Source organism: Peptoniphilus phoceensis (assembly GCF_001517665.2).
GTDB lineage: Bacteria > Bacillota > Clostridia > Tissierellales > Peptoniphilaceae > Peptoniphilus_A > Peptoniphilus_A timonensis.
In genome coordinates this window covers 18,054-40,948 of the sequence record NZ_LN999808.1, presented here as the reverse complement: position 1 = coordinate 40,948, position 22,895 = coordinate 18,054, and the positions used below count along the sequence as shown (strand labels likewise).

The 22,895-nt window shown below is 32.6% G+C and carries 18 protein-coding genes; 15 read left to right on the top strand and 3 right to left on the bottom strand.

What is annotated here, in order from left to right; genetic code table 11:
• Nucleotides 1–326 precede the first annotated feature (326 nt).
• Both BN3657_RS02240 and BN3657_RS02235 read right to left on the bottom strand, forming a co-directional pair.
• Nucleotides 327–1,367, bottom strand: coding sequence for a DUF2871 family protein (locus BN3657_RS02240; protein ID WP_230204176.1), 1,041 nt, complete (start codon nucleotides 1,365–1,367; stop codon nucleotides 327–329).
• Complete coding sequence (locus BN3657_RS02235) at nucleotides 1,351–1,908, bottom strand: TetR/AcrR family transcriptional regulator (protein WP_062551593.1); 558 nt, start codon at nucleotides 1,906–1,908, stop codon at nucleotides 1,351–1,353. The genes BN3657_RS02240 and BN3657_RS02235 overlap by 17 nt, the downstream gene beginning before the upstream one ends.
• Nucleotides 1,909–2,264: 356 nt before the next feature.
• Here BN3657_RS02235 and BN3657_RS02230 point away from each other — a divergent pair, with 356 nt between their 5' ends.
• The 8 genes from BN3657_RS02230 to BN3657_RS02195 all read left to right on the top strand — a co-directional run bounded on the left by BN3657_RS02230 (nucleotide 2,265) and on the right by BN3657_RS02195 (nucleotide 14,775).
• On the top strand, nucleotides 2,265–2,699 hold the full coding sequence (locus BN3657_RS02230) for a universal stress protein (protein ID WP_062551592.1): 435 nt from the start codon (nucleotides 2,265–2,267) through the stop codon (nucleotides 2,697–2,699).
• Nucleotides 2,700–3,153: 454 nt separating this feature from the next.
• The gene (locus BN3657_RS02225) at nucleotides 3,154–4,296 is read left to right on the top strand and encodes an acyl-CoA dehydrogenase (RefSeq protein WP_062551591.1); all 1,143 of its coding nucleotides are present in this window, start codon (nucleotides 3,154–3,156) and stop codon (nucleotides 4,294–4,296) included.
• An 18-nt stretch (nucleotides 4,297–4,314) separates the two neighbouring features.
• On the top strand, nucleotides 4,315–5,115 hold the full coding sequence (locus BN3657_RS02220; RefSeq protein WP_019139105.1) for an electron transfer flavoprotein subunit beta/FixA family protein: 801 nt from the start codon (nucleotides 4,315–4,317) through the stop codon (nucleotides 5,113–5,115).
• Between the two features lie 14 nt (nucleotides 5,116–5,129).
• Entirely contained in the window at nucleotides 5,130–6,137 is a 1,008-nt protein-coding gene (locus BN3657_RS02215; RefSeq protein WP_062551590.1) for an electron transfer flavoprotein subunit alpha/FixB family protein, read from the top strand.
• Nucleotides 6,138–6,932: 795 nt separating this feature from the next.
• Nucleotides 6,933–12,461, top strand: a complete 5,529-nt coding sequence (locus tag BN3657_RS02210) for a G5 domain-containing protein (protein WP_074017828.1) — start codon at nucleotides 6,933–6,935, stop codon at nucleotides 12,459–12,461.
• A 165-nt stretch (nucleotides 12,462–12,626) separates the two neighbouring features.
• The gene (locus tag BN3657_RS02205; protein ID WP_062551589.1) at nucleotides 12,627–13,748 is read left to right on the top strand and encodes an FAD:protein FMN transferase; all 1,122 of its coding nucleotides are present in this window, start codon (nucleotides 12,627–12,629) and stop codon (nucleotides 13,746–13,748) included.
• 8 nt (nucleotides 13,749–13,756) lie between these two features.
• Nucleotides 13,757–14,254, top strand: a complete 498-nt coding sequence (locus BN3657_RS02200; RefSeq protein WP_062551588.1) for a hypothetical protein — start codon at nucleotides 13,757–13,759, stop codon at nucleotides 14,252–14,254.
• A 14-nt stretch (nucleotides 14,255–14,268) separates the two neighbouring features.
• Complete coding sequence (locus BN3657_RS02195; protein ID WP_187363615.1) at nucleotides 14,269–14,775, top strand: phosphatidylglycerophosphatase A family protein; 507 nt, start codon at nucleotides 14,269–14,271, stop codon at nucleotides 14,773–14,775.
• Here BN3657_RS02195 and BN3657_RS02190 read toward each other — a convergent pair whose 3' ends face one another.
• Nucleotides 14,776–15,420 (bottom strand): Crp/Fnr family transcriptional regulator, encoded by a 645-nt coding sequence (locus BN3657_RS02190; protein ID WP_062551587.1) that lies wholly within the window; start codon nucleotides 15,418–15,420, stop codon nucleotides 14,776–14,778.
• 116 nt (nucleotides 15,421–15,536) lie between these two features.
• Here BN3657_RS02190 and BN3657_RS02185 point away from each other — a divergent pair, with 116 nt between their 5' ends.
• The 7 genes from BN3657_RS02185 to BN3657_RS02155 all read left to right on the top strand — a co-directional run bounded on the left by BN3657_RS02185 (nucleotide 15,537) and on the right by BN3657_RS02155 (nucleotide 22,848).
• Nucleotides 15,537–15,809: an NAD(P)H-dependent oxidoreductase subunit E gene (locus BN3657_RS02185; protein WP_005957852.1), complete on the top strand. Its 273-nt coding sequence runs from the start codon at nucleotides 15,537–15,539 to the stop codon at nucleotides 15,807–15,809.
• 13 nt (nucleotides 15,810–15,822) lie between these two features.
• Nucleotides 15,823–17,328 carry a 4Fe-4S dicluster domain-containing protein gene (locus tag BN3657_RS02180; protein WP_062551586.1) on the top strand — a complete coding sequence of 502 codons (1,506 nt, stop codon included), beginning with the start codon at nucleotides 15,823–15,825 and terminating at the stop codon, nucleotides 17,326–17,328.
• A gap of 104 nt (nucleotides 17,329–17,432) precedes the next feature.
• Nucleotides 17,433–17,861, top strand: coding sequence for a 50S ribosomal protein L13 (rplM, locus tag BN3657_RS02175; RefSeq protein WP_019139098.1), 429 nt, complete (start codon nucleotides 17,433–17,435; stop codon nucleotides 17,859–17,861).
• A 12-nt stretch (nucleotides 17,862–17,873) separates the two neighbouring features.
• Complete coding sequence (rpsI, locus tag BN3657_RS02170) at nucleotides 17,874–18,266, top strand: 30S ribosomal protein S9 (protein WP_019139097.1); 393 nt, start codon at nucleotides 17,874–17,876, stop codon at nucleotides 18,264–18,266.
• Between the two features lie 219 nt (nucleotides 18,267–18,485).
• The gene (locus tag BN3657_RS02165) at nucleotides 18,486–18,821 is read left to right on the top strand and encodes an AbrB/MazE/SpoVT family DNA-binding domain-containing protein (protein WP_019139096.1); all 336 of its coding nucleotides are present in this window, start codon (nucleotides 18,486–18,488) and stop codon (nucleotides 18,819–18,821) included.
• Complete coding sequence (locus BN3657_RS02160) at nucleotides 18,814–19,107, top strand: type II toxin-antitoxin system RelE/ParE family toxin (RefSeq protein WP_019139095.1); 294 nt, start codon at nucleotides 18,814–18,816, stop codon at nucleotides 19,105–19,107. The genes BN3657_RS02165 and BN3657_RS02160 overlap by 8 nt, the downstream gene beginning before the upstream one ends.
• Before the next feature lie 315 nt (nucleotides 19,108–19,422).
• The gene (locus BN3657_RS02155) at nucleotides 19,423–22,848 is read left to right on the top strand and encodes a pyruvate carboxylase (RefSeq protein WP_062551585.1); all 3,426 of its coding nucleotides are present in this window, start codon (nucleotides 19,423–19,425) and stop codon (nucleotides 22,846–22,848) included.
• The last annotated feature ends 47 nt before the right edge of the window (nucleotides 22,849–22,895 follow it).

Below are 22,895 nucleotides of genomic sequence, written 5' to 3'. Positions count from 1 at the left end.
TTTACCTGTCGCTTTTGTATTTATAAGTTCTTTTTTTTAAAACTTATACTTTTATTAATTTAAGTCTTGCCCTTCTTAAAAATTTATATTAATTATTAATTTAGACTTTATATTTTAGTTTATTAATTATTTGATTTTAGATTTAATTTTTTGTTTTATTTTTTATTTTTGTCAATTTGATCCATAATTATAAGTCTAATAATTACTTTTAAATTCCCACTAATAATTATTTTGCAAAAAAATTTATACAAAAAAATCTGCTGGACTTGATAATCCAGCAGATTTCTTTTCTTATTATATTTTGTGAAAGGAAGGCAAGTTTATATTTAATTAGCTTCGACTACTTGTCTAGCTCTAAGTCCCTTTACAGAAATTACAATGACGGCAAGAGTAATTAATATGTGACCAATTCCACTTACTCCAGCCATTGCCATCTTAACTGCATTGAGAACTTCATTGTTATCTACTAAACCGTGTAGGAACATTGTGGTAAAGCTTAGGAAAATTCCGTAGTTATAAACCTTATAAAATTTTTCTACGCTTTTATTTGCAAGGTCCAATTTTTTAACTAACAAGTAAAAAATTGTTGAAACTGCAAAACCAAGTACAATCAAGTGTGTGTGGACAAATGCCATTTTAACATCAAGTGTATAAATTTTTCCAAGTTCACGATAAACTGCACCTGCTAGTATTCCTGAGAACAAGTAGGCAACTGCAAATTCCATAATATCTTTTTTGACAAAATCTTTTTTAATATTATCGTAAAGCTTAATTACAATTAAAATGTACATTAGAGTTTTTGGCATCATGAGAGCACCAAGGCTAGGATAGATGTTTTTAAATAAAACAACTGGAATATAAAATAAGAAGCTAAAGAATACATAAATTGCCAAATTTTTAAATTCTTCAAGATTTCTATTTTTATATAGAAGAAAAATATCAATTAGTCCCATTGCTACAAAAGGAATATTTGATATTAAGTCCATTTTAGGATCGTGATTAAAGCTAATAAGCACACTTGCAAGTCTTATTGCAAATAGCACTAATATAGTTATATCTAGGCTTTTCTTGCTTTCTCTTTTTGTTTTCTTGATGTAAAAATAAAATAGTAGATAAAAAATAGACATTGTAATAGCTGATACTCTTGTTCCTAAGAATAAGCCAAAACTATTTACTTCAAATCCATTTGACATTGTGTTTGCTAGAATTCTTGGGACAAGGTGAAAGGAATCTCCAAGACCAAGAAGTAAAGTCATGGAACCCAAAATTTTGCTGTTTTTATCTTCTATTAATAGCATTCTTATGCCGAGAAAGATTGCAAAAGCAAGATAAAGTGCGTCAAAAAAAATTTCAAATTGATGCATCATTTATACCTCCTAAAGTCCAGTTAATATACAAGTTGCAAACTTCCAAAAATTTCTCTTTATCATAATCTCGACTTATACATTCTTTTATTAGTTCGTGAAAAATTGCCATAATGTAAATAGTTAGATTATAGTCGAGATGGGATAAATTTTCTTCCAAAAACTTTTTGCCGTGAAACATAAAAGAGTTTTCAAACATAAAAAATTTTGCCCTGTAAAGTTTCTTTAGTTTTTTGTCAAAGAGTTCTTCAGCCAAAAAATCTCTGTAAGCTTTTAAGGTTAGGTCTAAATTTTTATTGTTTTCTTTATATAAATTGAAAAATTTGTGGTGAATTTCTCCGGTTTCAATTTTAAGTACAGTGAAATAACAATCTTCTAGATTTTCAAAATACTGATAAAATGATCCCCTAGCTATTCCTAGTTTTCTTACTATGCCAGAGATGCTAATATTTTCTAAGTCCTCTTTTTCAAAGTATTCCTTTAAGCTTTTAAAAATTTTGTTTTTCTTTCTTTTGTCTAAGTTATTAAAAGTTGATTTTGCCATATTATCCCTCCAAAAGTGACAAGGTGTCATCTAAAATAATATTATATTTTTAAAGTACATTTGTCAAATATTATTTTAAAAAATTTTTAATTTTGTTTTATATGGGAATAACTTCAATTTGAATAGATTATTTAAAAAATTTAGAAAGTTAAAAAAATATTAGTAAAATTATTTTTAAATCTTATTCTAAAGATTATTCTAAAGATTATTCCCAAAAAAAGGCTTTATGAACAATAAAAGATTATAAATAAATTAATTTAATTAAATAAAGAAGTAACTTGATGTGTTAAATGTTCTCTTCTTAGGGTATAATAAAAATAGAAGATAATATACTTACAATAAATAGGAGGTAAGACATGAAAATATTAGTACCTATTGATGGATCAAAGAGTTCAAAGAAATCAGTTGATGTAGCAAGAGATATGGGAGAAAAACTAGGGGCTGAACTACTAATCCTCACAGTGACACCAGAAACTTCTATTTTTGAACAATACCCAGCAAATTTCAATTTTACACTTGAAATAGACAAGGCAAATGTTGAAAGAGCTGAAATGATACTTAAAGATGCTGAAAGTGATTTAAATGGATATCCTCACAATGTAGAAACTTTTTACACTTCAGGAAATCCTGGCGAACAAATTTGTAAATTTGCTGATGAAAAAGATGTAGATTTTATTATCATGGGCAACAGAGGTCTAGGAGCTTTCTCAAGAACTCTACTTGGCTCAGTTTCAAATAAAGTTATAAATCATTCTAAGAAGTCTGTTCTTGTTGTTAAGGCAGATATCTAAAAAGGACAATTATGTGTTGGCTCCATAAGTTGATTTTAAAAAGGCTTATGGAGTCTCTTCACCAAAGGTCCTTTTTTATTGCAAATTTTATGCTAGCAAATTTTTTGAAAGAGTATTCATCTATTGTTAATTAAAAAAAATCTTTAAAATAATTTGTAAAATTTTTGAATATAAAATTAAATTTTTGTAAAAACCTTATCATAAATTGCTAAGAATTTATGTGAAAAAATTTTTAATCTTGGGATTGAGTAAAGAAAGAGAAGAAAAAATTATAAAATACAAATAAATCGTAGAAATAATTTACTATTAGTTAGCATTTATTGAGGAGGGGATTTTCTTCTAATAAAAGTTTTTAAATAAAGAAAGTCTTGAAAAACAAACACATAATGTTATAATAGAAACAACGTATGTTAATTAAATAACATTCTTTAAATTATTGTTAGGGGGATTTTAAATGGATTTAAAATTGGATAAGGAACATCTATTATTACAACAAATGTATCGTGCCTTTGCTGAAAACGAAGTAGAACCAGTTGCTGCTGATGTAGATGCAACTGAAGAAGTTCCTATGGAAAATGTTAAAAAGATGGCCAAATATGGATTCTTCGGAATACCATTTCCTAAAGAATATGGTGGACAAGGTGCTGACTATCTAGCTTACGCTATGGCAGTAGAAGAACTTTCAAAGAAATGTGCTACTACTGGTGTAATTGTTTCAGCTCACACTTCACTTTGCTGTGCTCCAATTTATGAAAATGGAACAGAAGAACAAAAGAAAAAATACTTACCAGATTTACTAGCAGGTAAAAAATTTGGTGCTTTCGGACTTACTGAACCAGGTGCTGGTACAGATGCAAGTGGTCAAAGAACAACTGCTGTACTTGATGGAGACGAATACGTACTTAATGGTTCAAAAATCTTTATAACAAACGCAGGATTTGCTGATGTATTTGTAATTATCGCAATGACTGACAGAACAAAGGGTAACCACGGAATTTCTGCTTTCATAGTTGAAAGAGGAACTCCAGGATTCACAGTTGGTGAACCAGAAGACAAAATGGGTATCAGAGGATCTTCTACTTGCGAACTTATTTTTGAAGATTGTAGAATTCCAAAAGAAAATCTTCTTGGAAGAGAAGGTAAAGGATTTGCTATCGCTATGAAGACTCTTGATGGTGGTAGAATTGGTATCGCATCTCAAGCACTAGGAATCGCTGAAGGTGCAATCGATGAAACTGTAAAATACACTACTGAAAGAAAACAATTCGGCAAAAGAATTTCTCAATTCCAAAACACTCAATTTGAACTTGCAGATATGAAGACAACTGCAGAAGCAGCTCAATTATTAGTTTATAGAGCAGCTGACGCTAAGGGATCAGGAATTCCTTACGGACACTTTGCAGCAATGGCTAAATTATTTGCAGCTGATGCAGCTAGTGATATTACTAGAAGATGTCTACAATTATTCGGTGGATATGGTTACACTCGTGACTATCCAATTGAAAGAATGATGAGAGATGCTAAGATTACAGAAATTTACGAAGGTACATCTGAAGTAATGAAGATGGTTGTATCTGGCTGGATGGGCGTAAAATAATCGGAAGGAGTATTATAGATGAATATAGTAGTATGTATTAAACAAGTACCTGATACTAATGAAGTTAGACTTGACCCTGTTACTAACACTCTTATTAGAGACGGTGTGCCAAGTATTATAAACCCTGATGATAAATCAGGTCTAGAAGTTGCACTTAGACTTAAAGATGAAAATCCAGATGATGTTCATGTAACAGTATTATCAATGGGACCTCCACAAGCTGAAAATGCATTAAGAGAAGCTCTTGCAATGGGCGCTGATGAAGGAATCCTTGTATCTGATAGAGCATTTGGTGGAGCTGACACTTGGGCTACATCTTGTACAATTACTGCAGCTCTTGAACACTTAGACTTTGATCTAATTGTTTGTGGTAGACAAGCTATCGATGGTGATACAGCACAAGTTGGACCACAAATTGCTGAACACATTGGAGTTCCACAAGTATCTTATGTAGAAGAACTTGAACTTGATGAAGATAAAAAAGGTATTACTGTTAAGAGACAATTCGAAGACAGATACCACACAATCAATGCTAAATTCCCATGCCTAATCACTGCAATTGCAGAATTAGCTGAACCTAGATATATGACAATTGGTAAAGTTTTTGAATCTTACCAAAAAGAAATCAAAGTTTGGGGTCTTGAAGATATTAAAGACAAAATCGACATGGCTAACATTGGACTTAAAGGATCACCTACAAAAGTTAAAAAATCTTTCCCTAAACAAGGTAAAGGTAAAGGCGTTCTTTTAACTGACCTTACTGCTGACGAAGCAGCTCAAGCTATCGTTGCTAAACTTCAAGAAAAGTATATTATCTAATTGGGGGTTTAAAAATGAGTAAAGATGTATTTGTATTTATAGAACAAAGAGACAATAAACTTGAAAAAGTTGGAATTGAACTTTTAGGAAAAGCAAGAGAACTTGCAGACGCTTTAAATCAAGATGTTGTTGCAATGATCCTTGGAGAAAAAGTTAAAGACCATGCACAAACTCTTATTAAGCACGGAGCTGACAAAGTTCTTGTTGTTGAAGATCCTATGCTAAAAGAATATGTTACTGAACCTTATGCAAAGGCAATAACACAAATTATAAAAGATAAAGAACCAGAAATCGTAATTTACGGTGCATCATCAATAGGTCGTGACCTTGCTCCAAGACTTGCAGCAAGAATTCACACAGGACTTACTGCTGACTGTACAAAACTAGAAATAGATGAAGAAACTAAAAACCTTATGATGACAAGACCTGCTTTTGGTGGTAACCTAATGGCTACTATCATCTGCGAAGACTTTAGACCACAAATGGCTACAGTTAGACCAGGCGTTATGCAAGCACTTGATTCTGACGACTCTAGAAAAGGTGAAGTTGAAGAAATTAAAGTTGACTTCACAGATGCTGATATGAATGTTAAAATTGTTGACATCGCTAAAGAAGAATCTCATAAGAAAGATATCACAGAAGCTAAGATCCTTGTATCTGGTGGACGTGGAATTGGTGGACCAGAAGGATTCAAACCTCTTCAAGAACTTGCTGACAAGCTAGAAGCAGAAATTTCTGCATCAAGAGCATCAGTAGACTCTGGCTGGATCACAAAAGATCACCAAGTAGGACAAACTGGTAAAACAGTTAGACCAGAACTTTACTTCGCAATGGGTATCTCTGGAGCTATCCAACACGTTGCAGGTATGGAAGATTCTGACTTAATCATAGCAGTTAACAAAGACCCAGAAGCAGCAATTTTTGAAATAGCTGATCTTGGTGTTGTTGGAGACATTAACGCAGTTGTTCCTAAACTAATTGAATCAATTGAAAGAGAACAAAAAATTAAAGCAGAAATCTAATTTTAAATTAAATTTAAAATCAAGAAATAAGGGACTACATTTTGTAGTCTCTTTTTCTTTGGAAAGATTTATAAAATTAAGTTAGCTAGATATGAGGATTTTTTAAAAATTTGAAAAAGTTTTAAAAAAATTAGAAAGATTTTAGCTTTCAAAGTAAAAGATAAAAAAATAAGTTCATAAATATTAAAATTATAAAAATTTGAGATAATAAAATATTAATATAATTAATGACAATAAAAATAATTCTATTGGGATATTAAAATTATTAGATATAAATAAATAACTTTCTAATTAAAAATAAAAATTATACAAGTAAATTTTAAAATTATAGAGATAAAAGAAGAAATAAATCATTGGGAAGATATAAATTCAAGTGATTTGAGATAATTCTAAAAAGTTTTTCGAAAAGTAAACAAGAATAAAAATACAATTTTACACAAGTAAAAGTAAAGCTAATAAAAATAAAAAAAGAAAAAGCTTTAAAAATAGCGATTTAAAAAAATAAAAAAGTCTAAAGTCATAGAATTAATACAATAATTTATTACAAAGATGAAATAGTAAAAATAAAAAAACAATGGCGAGAATAAAATACAAAAATATTGAAAAAAACTTTGCAAAAATCGCATAAAAATAGGTATTTTTACGGAATAAATGTTATAATACATTATATAAAAGACGATATAAGTAAACATTAACCGTATATTTAAATTTTGGAATTTACGGATTTTTTAATTGCACAAATTATTTATTATGCATAAAGTCTTATAAAGAATTTTAAAAAGGAGATAATAAAAGATGAAAAACCCAATTAAGAATGGTAAAGAGGTCTTTGCCGTACTTTCTGTGGCGACAATAATGTCATTATCAATGTCTGTAAAAGCGGACGCAGCATCAGAATCTAAAAAAGATTTAGCTGCAGAAAATGCTTATACACAAACTATAATTAATGACATAAGGACAAGAAGATATACTGCTTTAGCAGAATCTAGTCAGGAGTTAAAGGCAACAGATTTTATAGGTTTAGGAAATGAACTAGAACTTGGCGATGAAATAATACCAACTGCTCTAAGAGCACCGCAAGAAGCTACTGATCCAAACTATTTAAAAGATGAACAAAATGTAGGTTTCTATAAAGATACCCAATTGGAAAGAGGAAATGGTCCGGCCTTTTCTATTCCTAATGAGCCTAGTATGGACTATCTAGATGGATTCCGTTACACTACCTTAGAACCATCTGCTACAAGTAAGTCTAAAACTCTTTGGGGCATAGAGATGGAATTTGATAGAGAACAAGGTCAAAGGACATATACTAATTTTGGATTTACCAACTCAGGTCTCATGGGTGCTTATCTTGATGCTGGGATTATTTCTGCTAATGATGTAGGAGTAAAAATTGCAGAAGATGAAGGCTTTAAGGAGGCTAATTATAAAGCTGAATCAGATATAAACATAACTGCCTCTAGGGCTCAAAGAAACTTAAATCTTTATGCTACTGTAGAAGACCTTAAGCATATCAACAGTATCGAAAACAAGAATACTACCATAGGATGGAAGAGTGACTATTCAAAAGATGCAAGTAGTCAAAAACTTAAAGCTACCCAAGGAACAGGCAATGTTACCTTTGATATTACAGTTAACCCATGGCCAAATGAAAATGATCAACTTGATTTAATATATTTAAATGGAGATTATGATAAGAAAGTATTTGTCAAAGGTCAAACTATTGAAACAGGAATAAAGGTAGAAAACCTAGATGCTAATGCTAGAGAAAGACTAGTAGGTCAAGTTTATCATCCGGTTTCAGGCGAAGTAGTCCCAGGAGCAGAAGCCTATATAGACGAAAATGATATGGTTGTAGTTAAAATGCCAGAAGGAGCTTTAAAGACGGATGCAAATGGCAAGACTATAGTCAATAATGAATCTATTTTTAGCAAAACTGGATACAAAAATATTCAAAGCCTAGATATTAAATTCTTTGCCCGTCCAAGAACAGAAGCAGAGTTTAGAGCTATTGGCGAAGAAGCAAATTATGGCGCAGACAATTACACACCAACAGGTGCTGGCACAGAAACCATCAATCATAAGGGCAATGATGTAGTAATCGACAAGCAAGGCATTCCTCGTTACGACCACTACAATAAAGTAGGTGAATTTAAGCTAAACCTTGATGACACTATGTACTATGACCAAAGATTTGAAGATGGCAATGGCGATGATACTACACAAGTAGATATATCAGATGTACAACCAGGCAAGCCTTTTGCGGTTAAAATCGTTCAACCAGCTAATCCTGGGAAAACTGACAAGTCAGCTAAAGATATGAATGATGCTCAAGATAGGGGAGAAGCTTCCGGTGAACTTAACTTGACCTTATTTGATAAAGAAAACAAGGGCAAGGCACCAGAAGACCAATGGAAGATAGATGTTGAAGGCAACGATATTTCTAAATTTACTATCACTCCTCCAGAATCAGCTAAGGCAGGAGATTCTGTAGCTGTAGCTGTAAAATACACTTATACAAACGGATCTACAGACCTTCACTGGTTCCACTTTGTTGTCCAAGAGTCAAATCATATAATACCAGAATATGAAACACAAGTTAACTTTCCAAGTAGAAAACAAACATCACCAGCTACTTGGACGGAAGATGGAAAGAGAATTCCACCAAGTAAATTTACTCTTCCAGATACTTTAGAAACTGATGGAGAAGGAAATAAGCTTATTACAGACGATATAGGTAATAAATGGACTGTAACTATTGATGAAACAACAGGTGAGGTAACTGCTCAACCAGTAAAACCAGAGGACTTTAATGGTGGAGAAAAGCTAACAGTACGTGTAATTGCTCATTATGTAGATGAACAAAAACCGGGAGAAGATATCACTGAAGATGTAAATGCTTACTTTGTTATCAAAGAAAAAGCTAACATGACTGCTCGTTACAATGCTAAGGCAGGTAGATCTGGAGATGTCTTATCATCAGATATTATCTTAAATGAAGAAGACACATACAACAGAAGACCTACTAAGTTTACTTTAGATTATGATACTTTTGTAGATGACAAGGGCAATACTTGGAATGTAAGTATTGATGAAAACACAGGTACAGTTACTGCAACAGTTCCAAATCCTCAAGAAGGTCAGTCAATTGATGGAGCTCTTTTAAACGTTCCTGTAACTGCCCACTACTATGAAATGGAAGATGGACAACAAGTTTCAATGGGAACAAGACAAACGGAAGTCCAATTCGTTGCATCAGGCACTGATGGAACTTATGTAAAAACAGAAGAAATTCCATTTGAGACTAAGGTAGAAAAGGATCCAAAGCTTGCAAAAGGCGAAATCAAAGTTATCACTGAAGGTAAGCTAGGTTCTAAAGAAGTAACTTATGTTATCAAGGATTCTCAAATTGATGAAGAAAAGACTACAGAAAAAATACTAGAAGAACCTCAAGAACGCCTAATCCACGTTGGTGAAGGAACTGAAGACGGAGAACACAAGATTGAAGAAAAAGTTGAAGTTCCATTTGAAGTTGAAATCCAATTTGACGACACTCTAAAACCAGGTGAACAAGTTGTATTCCAAGAAGGTATACCTGGAGAAAAAACTAGAACTACAACTATCACAATCCAAGATGGTAATGTTACAAATACTCAAGTAGGCGAATATACCGAAACCAAAGCACCACAAAAGAAAATTATAAAAGTAGGTGCAAACACTGAAGGTAAGGTTGTTCACGAAGAAAAGATTCCATTTAAGTATGAAATTTCTTATGATCCAAATCTTGAATCAGGTGAATATGTTATAGATGTACCAGGAACTGAAGGAACAAAGAAGACAACTTGGACTATTAAGAATTCTAAAGTAGTTGGAGAACCAGAAGTTGAAACTACAGACCCAGTAAATGCCGTAATTAGAGTTGGAAAGAAAGACTTCACAGGAACTCTTGAAACTAAAAAGACTAAAGCTATTGAATTTGATACAGAATACAGAGTTAATAATGAATTAAAACCAGGCGAAGTAAGAGAAATACAAAAAGGCGAACTTGGTGAAGAAGAAACTACGGTAACTCACACTATAGTGAATGGTGAAGTAACAGAGTCAATAGAAGGGGAAACTAAACAAACAAAAGCTCCAGTTAAGAGAATTGTGGAAGTTGGACCTGGAACAACAGATGGAACTTATGAAAAGATAGAAGAAATTCCTTTTGAAACTAAGGTAGAAAAAGATCCTACACTTAAAAAAGGTGAAATCAAAGTTATCACTGAAGGCGAAAAAGGTTCTAAGAAAGTAACTTACACTATTAAGGATTCAAAAGTCGACGAAACAAAGACAAAAGAAGAAGTTATAAAAGAAGCAAAAGACCGTGTAATCCACGTTGGTGAAGGTGTTAACGACGGAACTCATACAATTACAGAAGAAGTAGACGTTCCATTTGAAACAAAAATAGAATTTGACGACTCTCTAAAACCAGGTGAACAAAAAGTAACACAAGAAGGTGAACCAGGTAAGAAGAGTAGAGACATAACACTTACAATCCAAGATGGTAAGGTAACAAATACCGAAGAAGGCGAATTTACTCAAACTAAAGCACCTAAAGATAAAATTATTAAAGTTGGTAGAAATACTGACGGAGAAGTAAAACACGTAGAAGAAATACCATTTGGTTACAAGGTAGAAGAAGTAGAAGACCTAAAGAAGGGCGAATACAGAATTGTAAAACCTGGTAAGGTTGGAACAAAGACAACAACTTGGACAATAGAAAACTCAAAGGTAGTAGGCGAACCTACTGAAGAAATAGTTGAAGCAGAAGATGCTCTTATCCAAGTAGGCAAAGGAACAAATGACGGAACTCACGATATAGTTGAAAAGAAAGAAATTCCTTTCGAAACTAGATATGAATATGACGACTCATTAGAACCAGGCGAAGAAAAAGTGGTTACTCCAGGTTCACCAGGAGAACAAGAAAGAACTAACAAACTAGTTATCAAGGATGGCAAGGTAGTTGAAGTTCAAGAAGGTGAATTCAAGACAACTAAGGATCCACAAGAAAGACTTATAAAGATTGGTAGAAAGCCAACTGATGGCGAATACACTAAGACTATTGAAAGAGAAATTCCTTATGAAACTAAGGTGATCTATGACGATACTCTTGAAGCTGGATTCCAAAAGATTGAAAAAGAAGGTAAGCCAGGTAAGGAAGAAGTTACTATCACTCAAAAGATAAAAGATTCTAAGCCAGTTGGTGATCCAACAGAAACTACTAAGACTATCACTGAAAAAGAAGATAGGATAGTAAGAGTTGGTGTTAAACCAGTTGTTAAGGAAACTGAACTTGGACATGATACAGAGTACAGATACAATCCAAACCTTAAAGAAGGCGAAGAAAAAGTTATCGAAGAAGGTTCTAATGGAAAAGTTGAGTACACTATAACATTCAACAAAGAAAAAGGAAAAATTGAAGTAAGTGAAAAGATAACTGAACCTACAAATAAGATTGTAGAAATTGGTTATAAGACTGATGGAAAAGTTAAAGTAGAAAGCGAAATTCCTTTTGAAGTTGAAATCATAGAAGATCCTGAAATGGAAGCTGGCAAAACTGAAACAGTTCAAGAAGGTGAATTAGGTAAGAAAGAAACAACAATTACTGTAGTAAATAGTGAGGAAGTTTCTAGGAAAGAAGATATAATTAAAGAACCAATTAAGAAGATTATAAAAGTTGGAACTAAGAATGTATGCGAAATTCCACCAGTAGATCCTGAAGATCCAGATAAGCCAGTTGACCCAACTGATCCAAAGGACCCAACAGATCCAACAGATCCAACAGACCCAGAAAAGCCAGAAAAGCCAGGTCATGAAGATCCAAAGGACGATGATAAACCAGGTCATGAAGATCACGAAAGACCTCATAAACCTAACAGACCATCTTATCCAGACGACAATACACCTTGGAAACCAAGAGAAGAGGATCCAAAGAATCCACCACTAATTTCTTACGAAAAACCAAAGGTTGAAATTGAAGTTAAGAAGGATGACAAGGATCCTGAAGTTAAGGAAAACGAAGAAGTTAAAGTTCCTGAAAATGAAGAATTGAAAGAAACTGAAGAAAATAAAGCTCTTGATGAAGATCAACAAGATCAAATAGAAGAAACTGAAGAAGCAAACTATGTCAGTGACAATGACGATGAAAGAGAAGTTGCAAAGAAAGACAGAGCTCCTAAGACTGGCGATGCTGGTATCACACTAGAAACTGCATCAGTTGGTATTGCATCAGCTTTACTTCTTCTATTAAGAAGATTTAAGAGAAAAAAAGACGATGAATAATAAAAAATAATTTTTTGAGACAGTCTATGGGGCTGTCTTTTTTTGATTTAAAACTTTTTAAAATAGTAAGAATTAATTTTAATATGATTTTGTAGAAACTTCTATCAGAACTAAAGTTGTTGAAAAAATGGCGAATTAAATGGTATTATAAAGAAAGGTGATAATATGAAAAAAACTTTAATAGCTCTTGCTTTGGGCAGCCTTTTGTTATTATCTGGCTGTGAAAACAAGACTACAAATAAAAATATAAATGAAGATAAAAATGCCAATCTTGCTTCGGAAGAAGTTACTAAAAAAGCTGAAAAGTATGATATAGAATTTTACGATACTTTTGATACTGTTGTAACTATTTCTATTTTTTCTGATGATGAAGATTTTGCTGAGGAAAATTTGCAATATGCAAAATCTAGATACGAAGAACTTCACAAACTTTTTGATAATTACAAGAATTATGATGGTCTAGTAAATGTAAAGACAATAAACGATGAGGCAGGACAAAAGTCAGTTGTTGTTGATGAAACTTTATTTAGTCTTATAAAAGATTCTGTCGATGACTATAAAAATATTTCTCACAACACAAATATAGCTCTTGGACCAGTTACAAAACTTTGGAATGAGTACAGAGATCTTTATGAATCTGGAAAAACTAAGGAAGAAGTTATTGCCATAAAGGGTCAAGCTCTTCCAAGTGATGAGGAACTTGAAAAGTTGCGTCCTCTTACAAATATAGATAATATAAAATTAGATGAAAATGAAAAATCGGTTTATTTAGAAGAAGGAATGGAACTTGATCTTGGTGCAACTGCCAAGGGATTTGCAACAGAACTCGTAGCAAGAGAGCTTCAAGAAAGAGGAGTTAAATCTTCAGTGATTTCTGCTGGTGGTAATGTCAGGATTATTGGCAAGCCAGTAGATGGGCGTGAAAATTATAGAATAGGAATTCAAAATCCTGATATAGAAAGCGAGGATCAAGTTATTGCTGCAGTAAATGTTGCCAATACTTCTATTGTTACAAGTGGCGATTATCAAAGATATTTTGATCTTGATGGTGTGAGATATTGTCACGTAATTGATCCAGATACATTAAAACCTGCAAGAGAAGTTAAGTCCTCAACTGTTATAAAAGAAGATTCAGGTTTTTGTGACTTCTTGTCAACTGCTGCTTTTAATTCCACAGATGAAGAAATAGAAGAACTTTCAGAAAAAACTGGAGCGGCAATTATTTGGATAGACAAGGATATGAACATGAAGGGAACTGAAAATGCCAACAAATTCATGGAAATGTAGGAGAGATTATGAGAAATAACACTAGAGGTTTAATTTTTCACATCTTAATAGTTTTTATTACCTTTGCCATAGCGAGCCTTATTAATTTAAGTGCTCAGGTTAGAAATTTGGTCTATGGAAATATTTTTTTTAAGATAATTTTAATTGCCTTTATTTTTATCTTGTACTTTAATTTTGGAAAAGGACTTTCCAAGAAAAATGCTAAGAGTTTAGATTTTTTTGCGGGAAATTTAATATGGTTAATTGCCCTAATTTTATTTGCCTTTGCTTTTGTAGGTTTGGGAAGGGAAGTCTTTAGTAGCTCTGTTGGCGGATCTTATTGGAAGTTTCCCTTAGAGTTTTTCCTAATGCCTCAAGTCTATGCAATTAAGCTTTTGGGCATAAAATATAATACCTTGAGTCTTTTAATAGCTACAATAATCCCTGGATTTATTTATGCTTTTTCTATAAAAATTTCTAGGGCAAAAATGATAAAGAGAAATAGGGCAAAAATGAGGAGAAGATAGGAGAATTTGAGATGATGAAAAATAAAATTTATAAATATGATAGTGAAGAACTTTATCAGCACACAATTTCTAGATTAAAGGATTTTGGTGTTGAATTAATAGAGATAGCAAAGCTTGTAAAAGAATTGCAAGGTAATTATATTGAAGATTTAAGCCTAGAAAGATGTCTTGAAAGTGTAGAAAGTGTAATAAGAAAAAGAGAGTCCATTCACGCAATTTTAACAGGTCTTGCTCTTGATGACTTGGCAAATGAAGGGAAATTACCAGAACCCATTCAATCTATAATTTCTGATGATGAAGGTCTTTATGGTATAGATGAAATCCTAACTCTTGGAATTGTAAATATGTATGGAACTATTGGGCTTACAAATTTTGGTTATCTTGACAAGGAAAAAATTGGGATAATCAAGGATTTGGATGAAAAGAAAAAAGTGGAAAGAGTAACTACTTTTGCAGACGACTTAGTGGCAGCAATAGCTGCAGCTGCATCTGCAAGAATAGCTCATCAAAATAGAAAATAATTATAAAATTCGGAAGGTCTTGTTGTCATAGTCAATTAGACCTTCTTTTTTTAATTTGGATAGTTCACGAGAAAGAGATGAACGGTTTAAATTTAAAAATTGTGCAAGCTCAGTTATATTAAAGTCGATTGTAAAGTATTTTGAATCTTTTTTCCTAGATTCATTGGACAAAAAGTAGAGGATTTTCGAACGAGAATCTGGTAAACTCAAGAGGTTCAATTTGTCACGCATAAATAAATTTTTGTTAGCCAAAATCTTAATTAGATTATCTTGAAGTTTTTCCTTTGAAGATAAATTTGATGACTTATAAGATAAATAGTCAAAGAAGACAATTTTTGCATCCGAGCTAGAGATAACTGAAAGGGGAATCTCGTCTACATTTTTTATTAGGACTGACTCTGCGAAAAGAGCAGGTGCAGATAATTTTGATAAAATTGTTTTATTGCCAAAGGCATCTTCTATTGCTAAATCAACTTGACCACTTAAAAGAATTCCAAAATAATTTATTTCATCGCCAATATTAAAAATAATTTCTCTATTTTTATAAGTTTTTATGTCTGATAAAAAATCTTCTATTTCTTTTAGTTGGTCTTCATCAAAGTTATTAAATAGCTTTAAATTTTGTAAAATCTTTAGTTCTTCCATGTCACACCTCGACTATATTGTAACACGATTAATAAGATTATTATAAAATAATTATAATGATTGAAGAAGCGATTGTTAAATGTTAAACTATCATTATAGAGTGAAGAGGAGGATATATGAAAGTTACTATTTGTATGGGTGCTAGGTGCACTCTTATGGGAGCAAATGCTATTTATGATGCAGTAGAGTACTTACAAGATCATTTATGCGGACCAGAGTCCGAACTATGTTCTGCTGAAAATTTGGAAGTTGAATTTGCACATTGTCTTAATTATTGCAAGATTCACAACAACGAAGCATCACCAGTTGTCATTGTAGATGATGAAATTATGCTAAAGGCTACTGCACAAGAAGTAAGTGCAAAAATAATTGATAAATTAAGAATATAAGTAAGGGGAAAAGATGAAAGAAATTTATGGAACACTTGTCGACATCAGAAGAAGAGTTTTTGCTGAAGTTGCAAGAATTGCCTATAATGATTTAGATATTTCTGCCCTAGAAGAGTCCAGCTACAAAATTGTACCAGGCGAAGTGGCGAAATATAGAAGTGATATCTTTAGAGAAAGGGCAGTTGTCGACGAAAGACTTAGACTAGCAATGGGGCTAGATGTTAGAGAGATTGGCGTATTTAAAAATGTAACTGACGGTTTTGATAAGGTTGATATTGATACAAACGCTTATGAAAAACCACTAATTAATGTTATAAAGTTTGGTTGCGAAGCTTGTCCAACTAAGGCTTTTTATACAACAGATAATTGTAGGAAATGTCTTGCACATCCTTGTATAAATGTTTGTCCTGTAAATGCCATTTCTATGGGTAAAAATAGAACTATTATTGATACAGATAAATGTGTAAAGTGTGGAAGATGTCAAGAAGCTTGTCCATATAACGCAATTGTAAAATATGAAAGACCATGTGCCGCTGCTTGTGGGGTCAATGCCATAGATTCAGATGAATTTGGCAGAGCAGACATAGATCATGACAAGTGCGTTGCTTGTGGAAGATGTATTGCAGAATGTCCTTTTGGAGCAATATCTGATAAAACACAAATATTCCAACTTATAAAAGCAATAAAATCTGGCAAAAAAGTTTATGGAGCCATAGCACCTTCATACATAGGACAGTTTGGTGCCAACACTTCTGCAAAACAAATAATAGAAGCAATAAAACAACTTGGCTTTGAAGATGTAATTGAAGTAGCCCTTGGAGCTGACCTTACAACTCTACATGAAGCAAAAGAATATCTAGAAAGAGTGCCTAATGAAATACCTTTCATGGGTACAAGTTGTTGTTTCTCATGGACTCTCATGATAAGAAATGAGTTCCCAGAATTTTTCGAACAAGTTTCTGACTCTGGTTCACCAATGAGATATACAGCAAATCACATAAAAGCAAAGGATCCAGATGCAGTAGTTGTATTTATTGGACCTTGCACATCTAAAAAATTAGAAGCCCTAGATACAAAAGTAAAATCTGATGTAGATTTTGTAATTACTTTTGAAGAATTAATGGGAATGTTTGTTGCAAAAAATATTGAACCATCAGAAATTGTTGTTGAAGAAGAAGTTGATGACGGGTCTGCCCTTGGTAGAGGTTATCCAATAGCTGGTGGTGTTGCTGAATCTGTAAAGACAGTGGCAGAAAAATTAGAACCAGAAAAAGATATTCACATTCAAGGTGCTCATACACTTTCGGAATGTAAAAAAATGTTACAAATAGCCAAGGCAGGCAAGCTTGATGGATATCTATTAGAAGGTATGGCATGTCCTGGTGGATGTGTAGCAGGTGTGGGAACAATAGCTTCTGTAAATAGAGTTAAGAAGCAAATTGAAAAGTTCAAGAAAGAGTCAACATATCCTACTCCACTTGAAAATATTCACATCGAAAAAGAAAGAGAAAGTATTTAAAAAAATCCCCATAAATATTGACAAATTAGACTCTATAGTCTAAAATATGTGTCATGTTTAAAAAGCCCCGGAATAATTTTTAAACTATTTAGGAGGAAAATTCATTGAAAAGCTATATGGCTAAAGCAGATGAAATCGAAAGAAAATGGTATGTAATCGATGCTGAAGGAAAAGTCCTTGGTAGACTAGCATCAGAAGTTGCAAGTATTTTAAGAGGAAAGAAAAAACCTATCTTTACACCACATGTGGACTGTGGAGACTTTGTTATTGTTATTAACGCTGACAAGGCTGTATTGACAGGAAATAAACTAAATCAAAAAATTCATGCATATCACACTGGATATCCAGGCGGAAGAAAAGAAATTGTATATGCTGAAATGATGGAAAAAAGACCAGAAAAAGTTATCGAACTAGCTGTTAAGGGTATGCTACCTAAAAACAGACTTGGCAGAAAGATGATTAAGAAACTAAAGGTTTATGCTGGTAATGAACATCCACATGAAGCCCAATCACCTGAAGTTTATGAATTTTAATTGGAGGTAAGAATGGATACTATACAATACAGAGGTACTGGAAGAAGAAAAAAATCCATCGCCCAAGTTAGACTTCTACCTGGCAATGGAAAATTTACTATTAATGGAAAAGATATTGAAGAATATTTTGATTTTGAAACTCTAAGAACAGTTGCAAAAGAACCACTTGAACTTACTGATACAGAAGCATCTTTTGATGTAATTGTTAAAGTAATTGGTGGTGGATACTCAGGACAAGCAGGAGCTGTAAGACACGGCGTTGCTAGAGCTCTACTAGAAGTAGATCCTGAATACAGATCAGTTCTTAAAAAAGCAGGATACTTGACAAGAGATCCAAGAATGAAGGAAAGAAAGAAATACGGTCTTAAAAAGGCTAGAAAATCTCCTCAATTCTCAAAGAGATAATTTTATATCATTTTACAAAGACTCTGGAAACAGGGTCTTTTTGTTTGCCCTAAAAAGTTTTTATTTGCAAATTGATGGTTGGTTATGCGACCATTTGCCAAAGAAAAAGAGCATAGTGAACTTCGATTTGCAGCAGATGTCTGCTCTTGCCCTAAATTTTTAAAAAGGAATTAATTGACAAAAAGTTAAACAATGTTTATACTACACTTAGGTGATATTATGAATATAACTATAAAAAAATGGGGCAATTCTCAAGGAATTATTTTACCTAAATTAGTTTTAGATTCCCTTGGCTTTGGCATAGATGATAATTTGGATCTAGAAATTCAAAACAACAAAATAGTTTTATCCAAAACTCGAGAAAACTTTGAAGATTTTTCTGATTTAATTCTTGAAGATTTAATAAAAGAAGGTTATGAGGGCGATGAGCTTTTGATGGAATTTAAAAGAATTAAAAATAATTTTCCTGAAGCTATAAAAAATCTTAAGAAAGATTTATTAAAAGAATATGAATCTGGAGAAATGTTAGATTACGAGGAACTTTTTAATGACTAAACTTTTACTTTCTAAATCCAGTCAAAAATTCATAAAGAAATTAAAGGACAAAAGTCTAAAAAATAAGATCAAAAATGGTTTAGACAGAATAAAAGATGATTACAAAGTAGGAGAAAGAAAAACAGGAGACTTAAAAAATTTTTGGTCTTTGGATGTTTTTTACAACAAGACTAATTATGAAATTTGTTATGAAGTAATAGAAGATGATGACCTTGTTATTATTGTTGTCATGATTGGCACGAGAGAAAATTTTTATAAAGAGTTAAAACGATATATTAGAGATTAATTTTTAAATTAAATAATATAAATTTTAGGGACCATGTCAGGTCCTTTTTTTGATTGACCTAACCCAATTTGCGAAGTAAATTGACGTTAGGTCAGTTGTAAGCATTTGTAAAAGACAGAGCGAAGGTCGATTTAAAGCAATTGTCTGTCATTGACCTAACTAGACACGCAAAGCAAGCTATTGTTAATAAAATAAAATTTTATAATAATATAAGCCTAATCTTAGAGAATCATTTTTGAGCCTATTTTTATGCATTACTTCTACACTTTAGTCTATATTTGTTGTATAATAACTAAAACTAAAAGGGAGGAAATTATGAAGAAGTTCAAAAGAATTTTAGTAGCAAATCGTGGAGAAATTGCAATTAGAATATTTAGAGCAGCAAGAGAAATGGGGATTCGCTCAGTTGCTATTTATTCTGAAGAAGATAGACTCGCACTTTTCAGGACTAAAGCTGATGAATCTTATTTAATTGGAAAAGGAAAGTCACCTTTAGATGCCTATCTAGATATTGATGAAATTATAAAGCTTGCTAAGAAAAAAGGTGTAGATGCAATTCACCCTGGTTATGGATTTTTGTCTGAAAATCCTGAATTTGCCAGAAAATGTGAAGAAGAAGGAATTACCTTTATTGGACCAAAATCAGAAGTTATGGAAAAACTTGGAGATAAAATAACTTCTAAAATTGTGGCAAAAGAAGCTGGTGTTGCCACTATCCCAGGTATTGAAAAACCAATTAGAAATGAAGAGGAAGCTCTTTTGTTTGCAAAATCTTGTGGCTATCCTGTAATGATTAAGGCAGCTGCAGGTGGTGGCGGAAGAGGAATGAGAATTGCTGAAAGCGAAAATGAACTTTTGGAAAAATTCCAATCTGCAAAAAATGAAGCAAAAAAAGCTTTTGGAGATGATTCAATGTTTATTGAAAAATATCTTCACAAGCCAAAACACATTGAAGTACAAATTTTGGGAGATGAATTTGGAAATATTGTTCACCTTTATGAAAGGGACTGTTCAATCCAAAGACGTCATCAAAAAGTTATAGAATACACTCCAGCTTTTTCGCTACCTGTGGAACTTAGAGAAGAAATATGCCAAGATGCACTAAAAATCGCAAGATCTATTGGATATTCCAATGCTGGTACTGTTGAATTTTTAGTAGATTCTAAGGGCGATCACTATTTTATTGAAGTAAACCCAAGGGTTCAAGTTGAACACACTGTAACAGAAATGGTGACAGATATTGATATAGTCCAGTCACAAATCCTTGTTGCCATGGGATATAGACTTGATAGTGAAGAAATTGGCATCAGTGGACAAGATGCAATTGATCACAGGGGATTTGCCATCCAATGTCGTGTGACTACAGAAGATCCTCTAAACAATTTTATGCCTGATACAGGACAAATTAATTTATATAGATCATCTTCAGGTTTTGGTGTAAGACTTGACGGTGGAAATGGATTTACAGGAGCAGTAATTTCTCCTTATTATGATTCACTTCTTGTAAAAGTTATAACTGAAGCAAGAACTTGGAAGGACACTATAAGAAAGGCAAAGAGATCTCTTTCTGAATTAAAAGTAGGTGGAGTTAAAACTAATATAGGTTTCTTACTAAATGTTTTAAATACCAAGGAATTTGAAGAGGGAACTTGCGATACTGGTTTTATAGAAGAACATCCAGAACTATTTGAAATAAAATCTTCTAAGGATAAGGAATTAAGACTTATGAAGATTATTGGCGATAGAGTTGTAAATGACTCCAAGGCTCTTGAAAAGAACTTTGATGTTCCACAAGTTCCAGCTTTTGAAAAGAAGGCATTTAAAGGATATAAGCAAATTTTTGATGAACTTGGACCTGACGGAATAAAGGATCATATTTTAAATGAGAAAAAACTTTTATTGACAGATACAACTATGCGTGATGCTCATCAATCACTTATGGCTACAAGAATGAGGACAATTGATCTTGTTAAAATTGCTGAAGCTCTAAACTACAACATGGATAAATTATTCTCTGTTGAAATGTGGGGTGGAGCAACTTTTGATGTTGCTTACAGGTTCCTTCATGAAGATCCATGGGAAAGATTAAAGATATTGCGTGAAAAAATGCCAAATATGCTTTTGCAAATGTTGATTCGTGGAAACAATACAGTTGGTTATAAAAATTATCCAGACAATGTTGTAGTTAAATTTATTAAAGAATCTGCAAAAAACGGAGTGGATTTATTTAGGGTTTTTGATTCACTAAACTGGCTAGATGGAATGAAACTTTCCATAGATCAAGTTCTTGAAAATGGAAAAATTGCTGAAGCGACTATGTGTTACACAGGAGATATTTTAGATGAATATAGAGATAAATATTCTATAAAATATTATGTTGACTTTGCAAAAGAACTTGAAAAGACTGGTGCACAAATTCTTGGAATAAAGGATATGTCTGGTTTATTAAAACCTTATGCAGCTAAAAAATTAATTAAGAATTTAAAAGAAGAAGTTGGTCTTCCAATTCATCTACACACTCACGACACAACTGGCAATGGTGTTGCCACAATCTTGCAAGCTACAGAAGCTGGTGTTGATATAGTTGATACTGCAGTTAATTCCATGAGTGGACTTACTTCACAACCTGCCCTAAACTCTGTTGTAGCTGCTCTTAAAAATACTGAAAGGGATACAGAATTAGACCTTGATAAGGCAGAAGATATTTCAAAATATTGGGCTGCAGTAAGACCAGTTTATGCAAATTTTGAATCTGATTTAAAATCTGGAACTACAGAAATTTATAAATATGAAATTCCTGGTGGACAATATTCAAACTTAAAACCACAAGTTGAAAGTTTTGGACTTGGTCACAAATTTAAGGATGTAAAGGAAATGTACAAGCGTGTAAACGAAATGGTGGGAGATATAGTAAAAGTAACTCCATCTTCAAAAATGGTTGGTGACTTTGCAATCTTCATGGTTCAAAATGAACTTACTCCAGAAAACATCCTAGAAAAGGGAAAAAATTTAGACTATCCAGATTCTGTAATGACTTACTTTAAGGGAATGATGGGTCAACCTTATGGAGGATTCCCAAAAGATCTCCAAGATATGATTTTAAAGGGAGAAAAGCCAATTACAAAAAGACCTGGTGAACTTCTAGAAGATGAAGATTTTGATGCAATTAAAAAACACTTAGAAGAAAAGGGGATAAATCCTAGTGAAGAAGATATAATTTCTTCAGCTCTTTATCCAAAAGTTTTTGATGACTACATTGACTATATAAAAGAAAATGGAGAAGTCACAAGAATTGGATCTGATGTTTTCTTCCACGGTTTAATGGAAGGTGAATCCACAGAAATTTCTCTAGAAGAAGGAAAAACTTTAATCGTAAGTCTAATTGAAATTGGAAAACTATTGGAAGATGGTACTAGAAATCTAACTTTCGAAATAAATGGATCAAGAAGAACTTTAAACATAAAAGATGAAACTGTAAAAGCTGCAGACAAATTTGCAGAAGAAAAAATTTATGCTGATCCAAAGAATGAAAAAGAAGTTGGATCATCTATTCCAGGAAAAATCGTAAAAGTTCTTGTTGCTGAAGGCGATGAAGTCAAAAAGGGAGACAGCTTATTTATTGCAGAAGCCATGAAGATGGAAACAAATATTGTTGCAAATATAGCTGGAAAAGTTAAAGACATCACAGTAAGAGAAGGCGACATGGTTGAAAGTGGAGAACTTCTTTTGAACTTTGAATAAAAAAGCTCTCCTTGGGTAAATTAGTATAAATAGATTTACCACAAATT

Bases quoted from the DNA above. Each gene is read 5' to 3' on its own strand.
- BN3657_RS02225 (WP_062551591.1), top strand. From the start codon at position 3,154: ATGGATTTAAAATTGGATAAGGAACATCTATTATTACAACAAATGTAT.
- rpsI (WP_019139097.1), top strand. From the start codon at position 17,874: ATGGATACTATACAATACAGAGGTACTGGAAGAAGAAAAAAATCCATC.
- BN3657_RS02180 (WP_062551586.1), top strand. From the start codon at position 15,823: ATGAAAGAAATTTATGGAACACTTGTCGACATCAGAAGAAGAGTTTTT.
- BN3657_RS02155 (WP_062551585.1), top strand. From the start codon at position 19,423: ATGAAGAAGTTCAAAAGAATTTTAGTAGCAAATCGTGGAGAAATTGCA.
- BN3657_RS02160 (WP_019139095.1), top strand. From the start codon at position 18,814: ATGACTAAACTTTTACTTTCTAAATCCAGTCAAAAATTCATAAAGAAA.
- BN3657_RS02230 (WP_062551592.1), top strand. From the start codon at position 2,265: ATGAAAATATTAGTACCTATTGATGGATCAAAGAGTTCAAAGAAATCA.
- BN3657_RS02220 (WP_019139105.1), top strand. From the start codon at position 4,315: ATGAATATAGTAGTATGTATTAAACAAGTACCTGATACTAATGAAGTT.
- BN3657_RS02200 (WP_062551588.1), top strand. From the start codon at position 13,757: ATGAGAAATAACACTAGAGGTTTAATTTTTCACATCTTAATAGTTTTT.
- BN3657_RS02235 (WP_062551593.1), bottom strand. From the start codon at position 1,908: ATGGCAAAATCAACTTTTAATAACTTAGACAAAAGAAAGAAAAACAAA.
- BN3657_RS02240 (WP_230204176.1), bottom strand. From the start codon at position 1,367: ATGATGCATCAATTTGAAATTTTTTTTGACGCACTTTATCTTGCTTTT.
- BN3657_RS02195 (WP_187363615.1), top strand. From the start codon at position 14,269: ATGAAAAATAAAATTTATAAATATGATAGTGAAGAACTTTATCAGCAC.
- BN3657_RS02215 (WP_062551590.1), top strand. From the start codon at position 5,130: ATGAGTAAAGATGTATTTGTATTTATAGAACAAAGAGACAATAAACTT.
- BN3657_RS02185 (WP_005957852.1), top strand. From the start codon at position 15,537: ATGAAAGTTACTATTTGTATGGGTGCTAGGTGCACTCTTATGGGAGCA.
- BN3657_RS02210 (WP_074017828.1), top strand. From the start codon at position 6,933: ATGAAAAACCCAATTAAGAATGGTAAAGAGGTCTTTGCCGTACTTTCT.
- BN3657_RS02205 (WP_062551589.1), top strand. From the start codon at position 12,627: ATGAAAAAAACTTTAATAGCTCTTGCTTTGGGCAGCCTTTTGTTATTA.
- BN3657_RS02165 (WP_019139096.1), top strand. From the start codon at position 18,486: ATGAATATAACTATAAAAAAATGGGGCAATTCTCAAGGAATTATTTTA.
- BN3657_RS02190 (WP_062551587.1), bottom strand. From the start codon at position 15,420: ATGGAAGAACTAAAGATTTTACAAAATTTAAAGCTATTTAATAACTTT.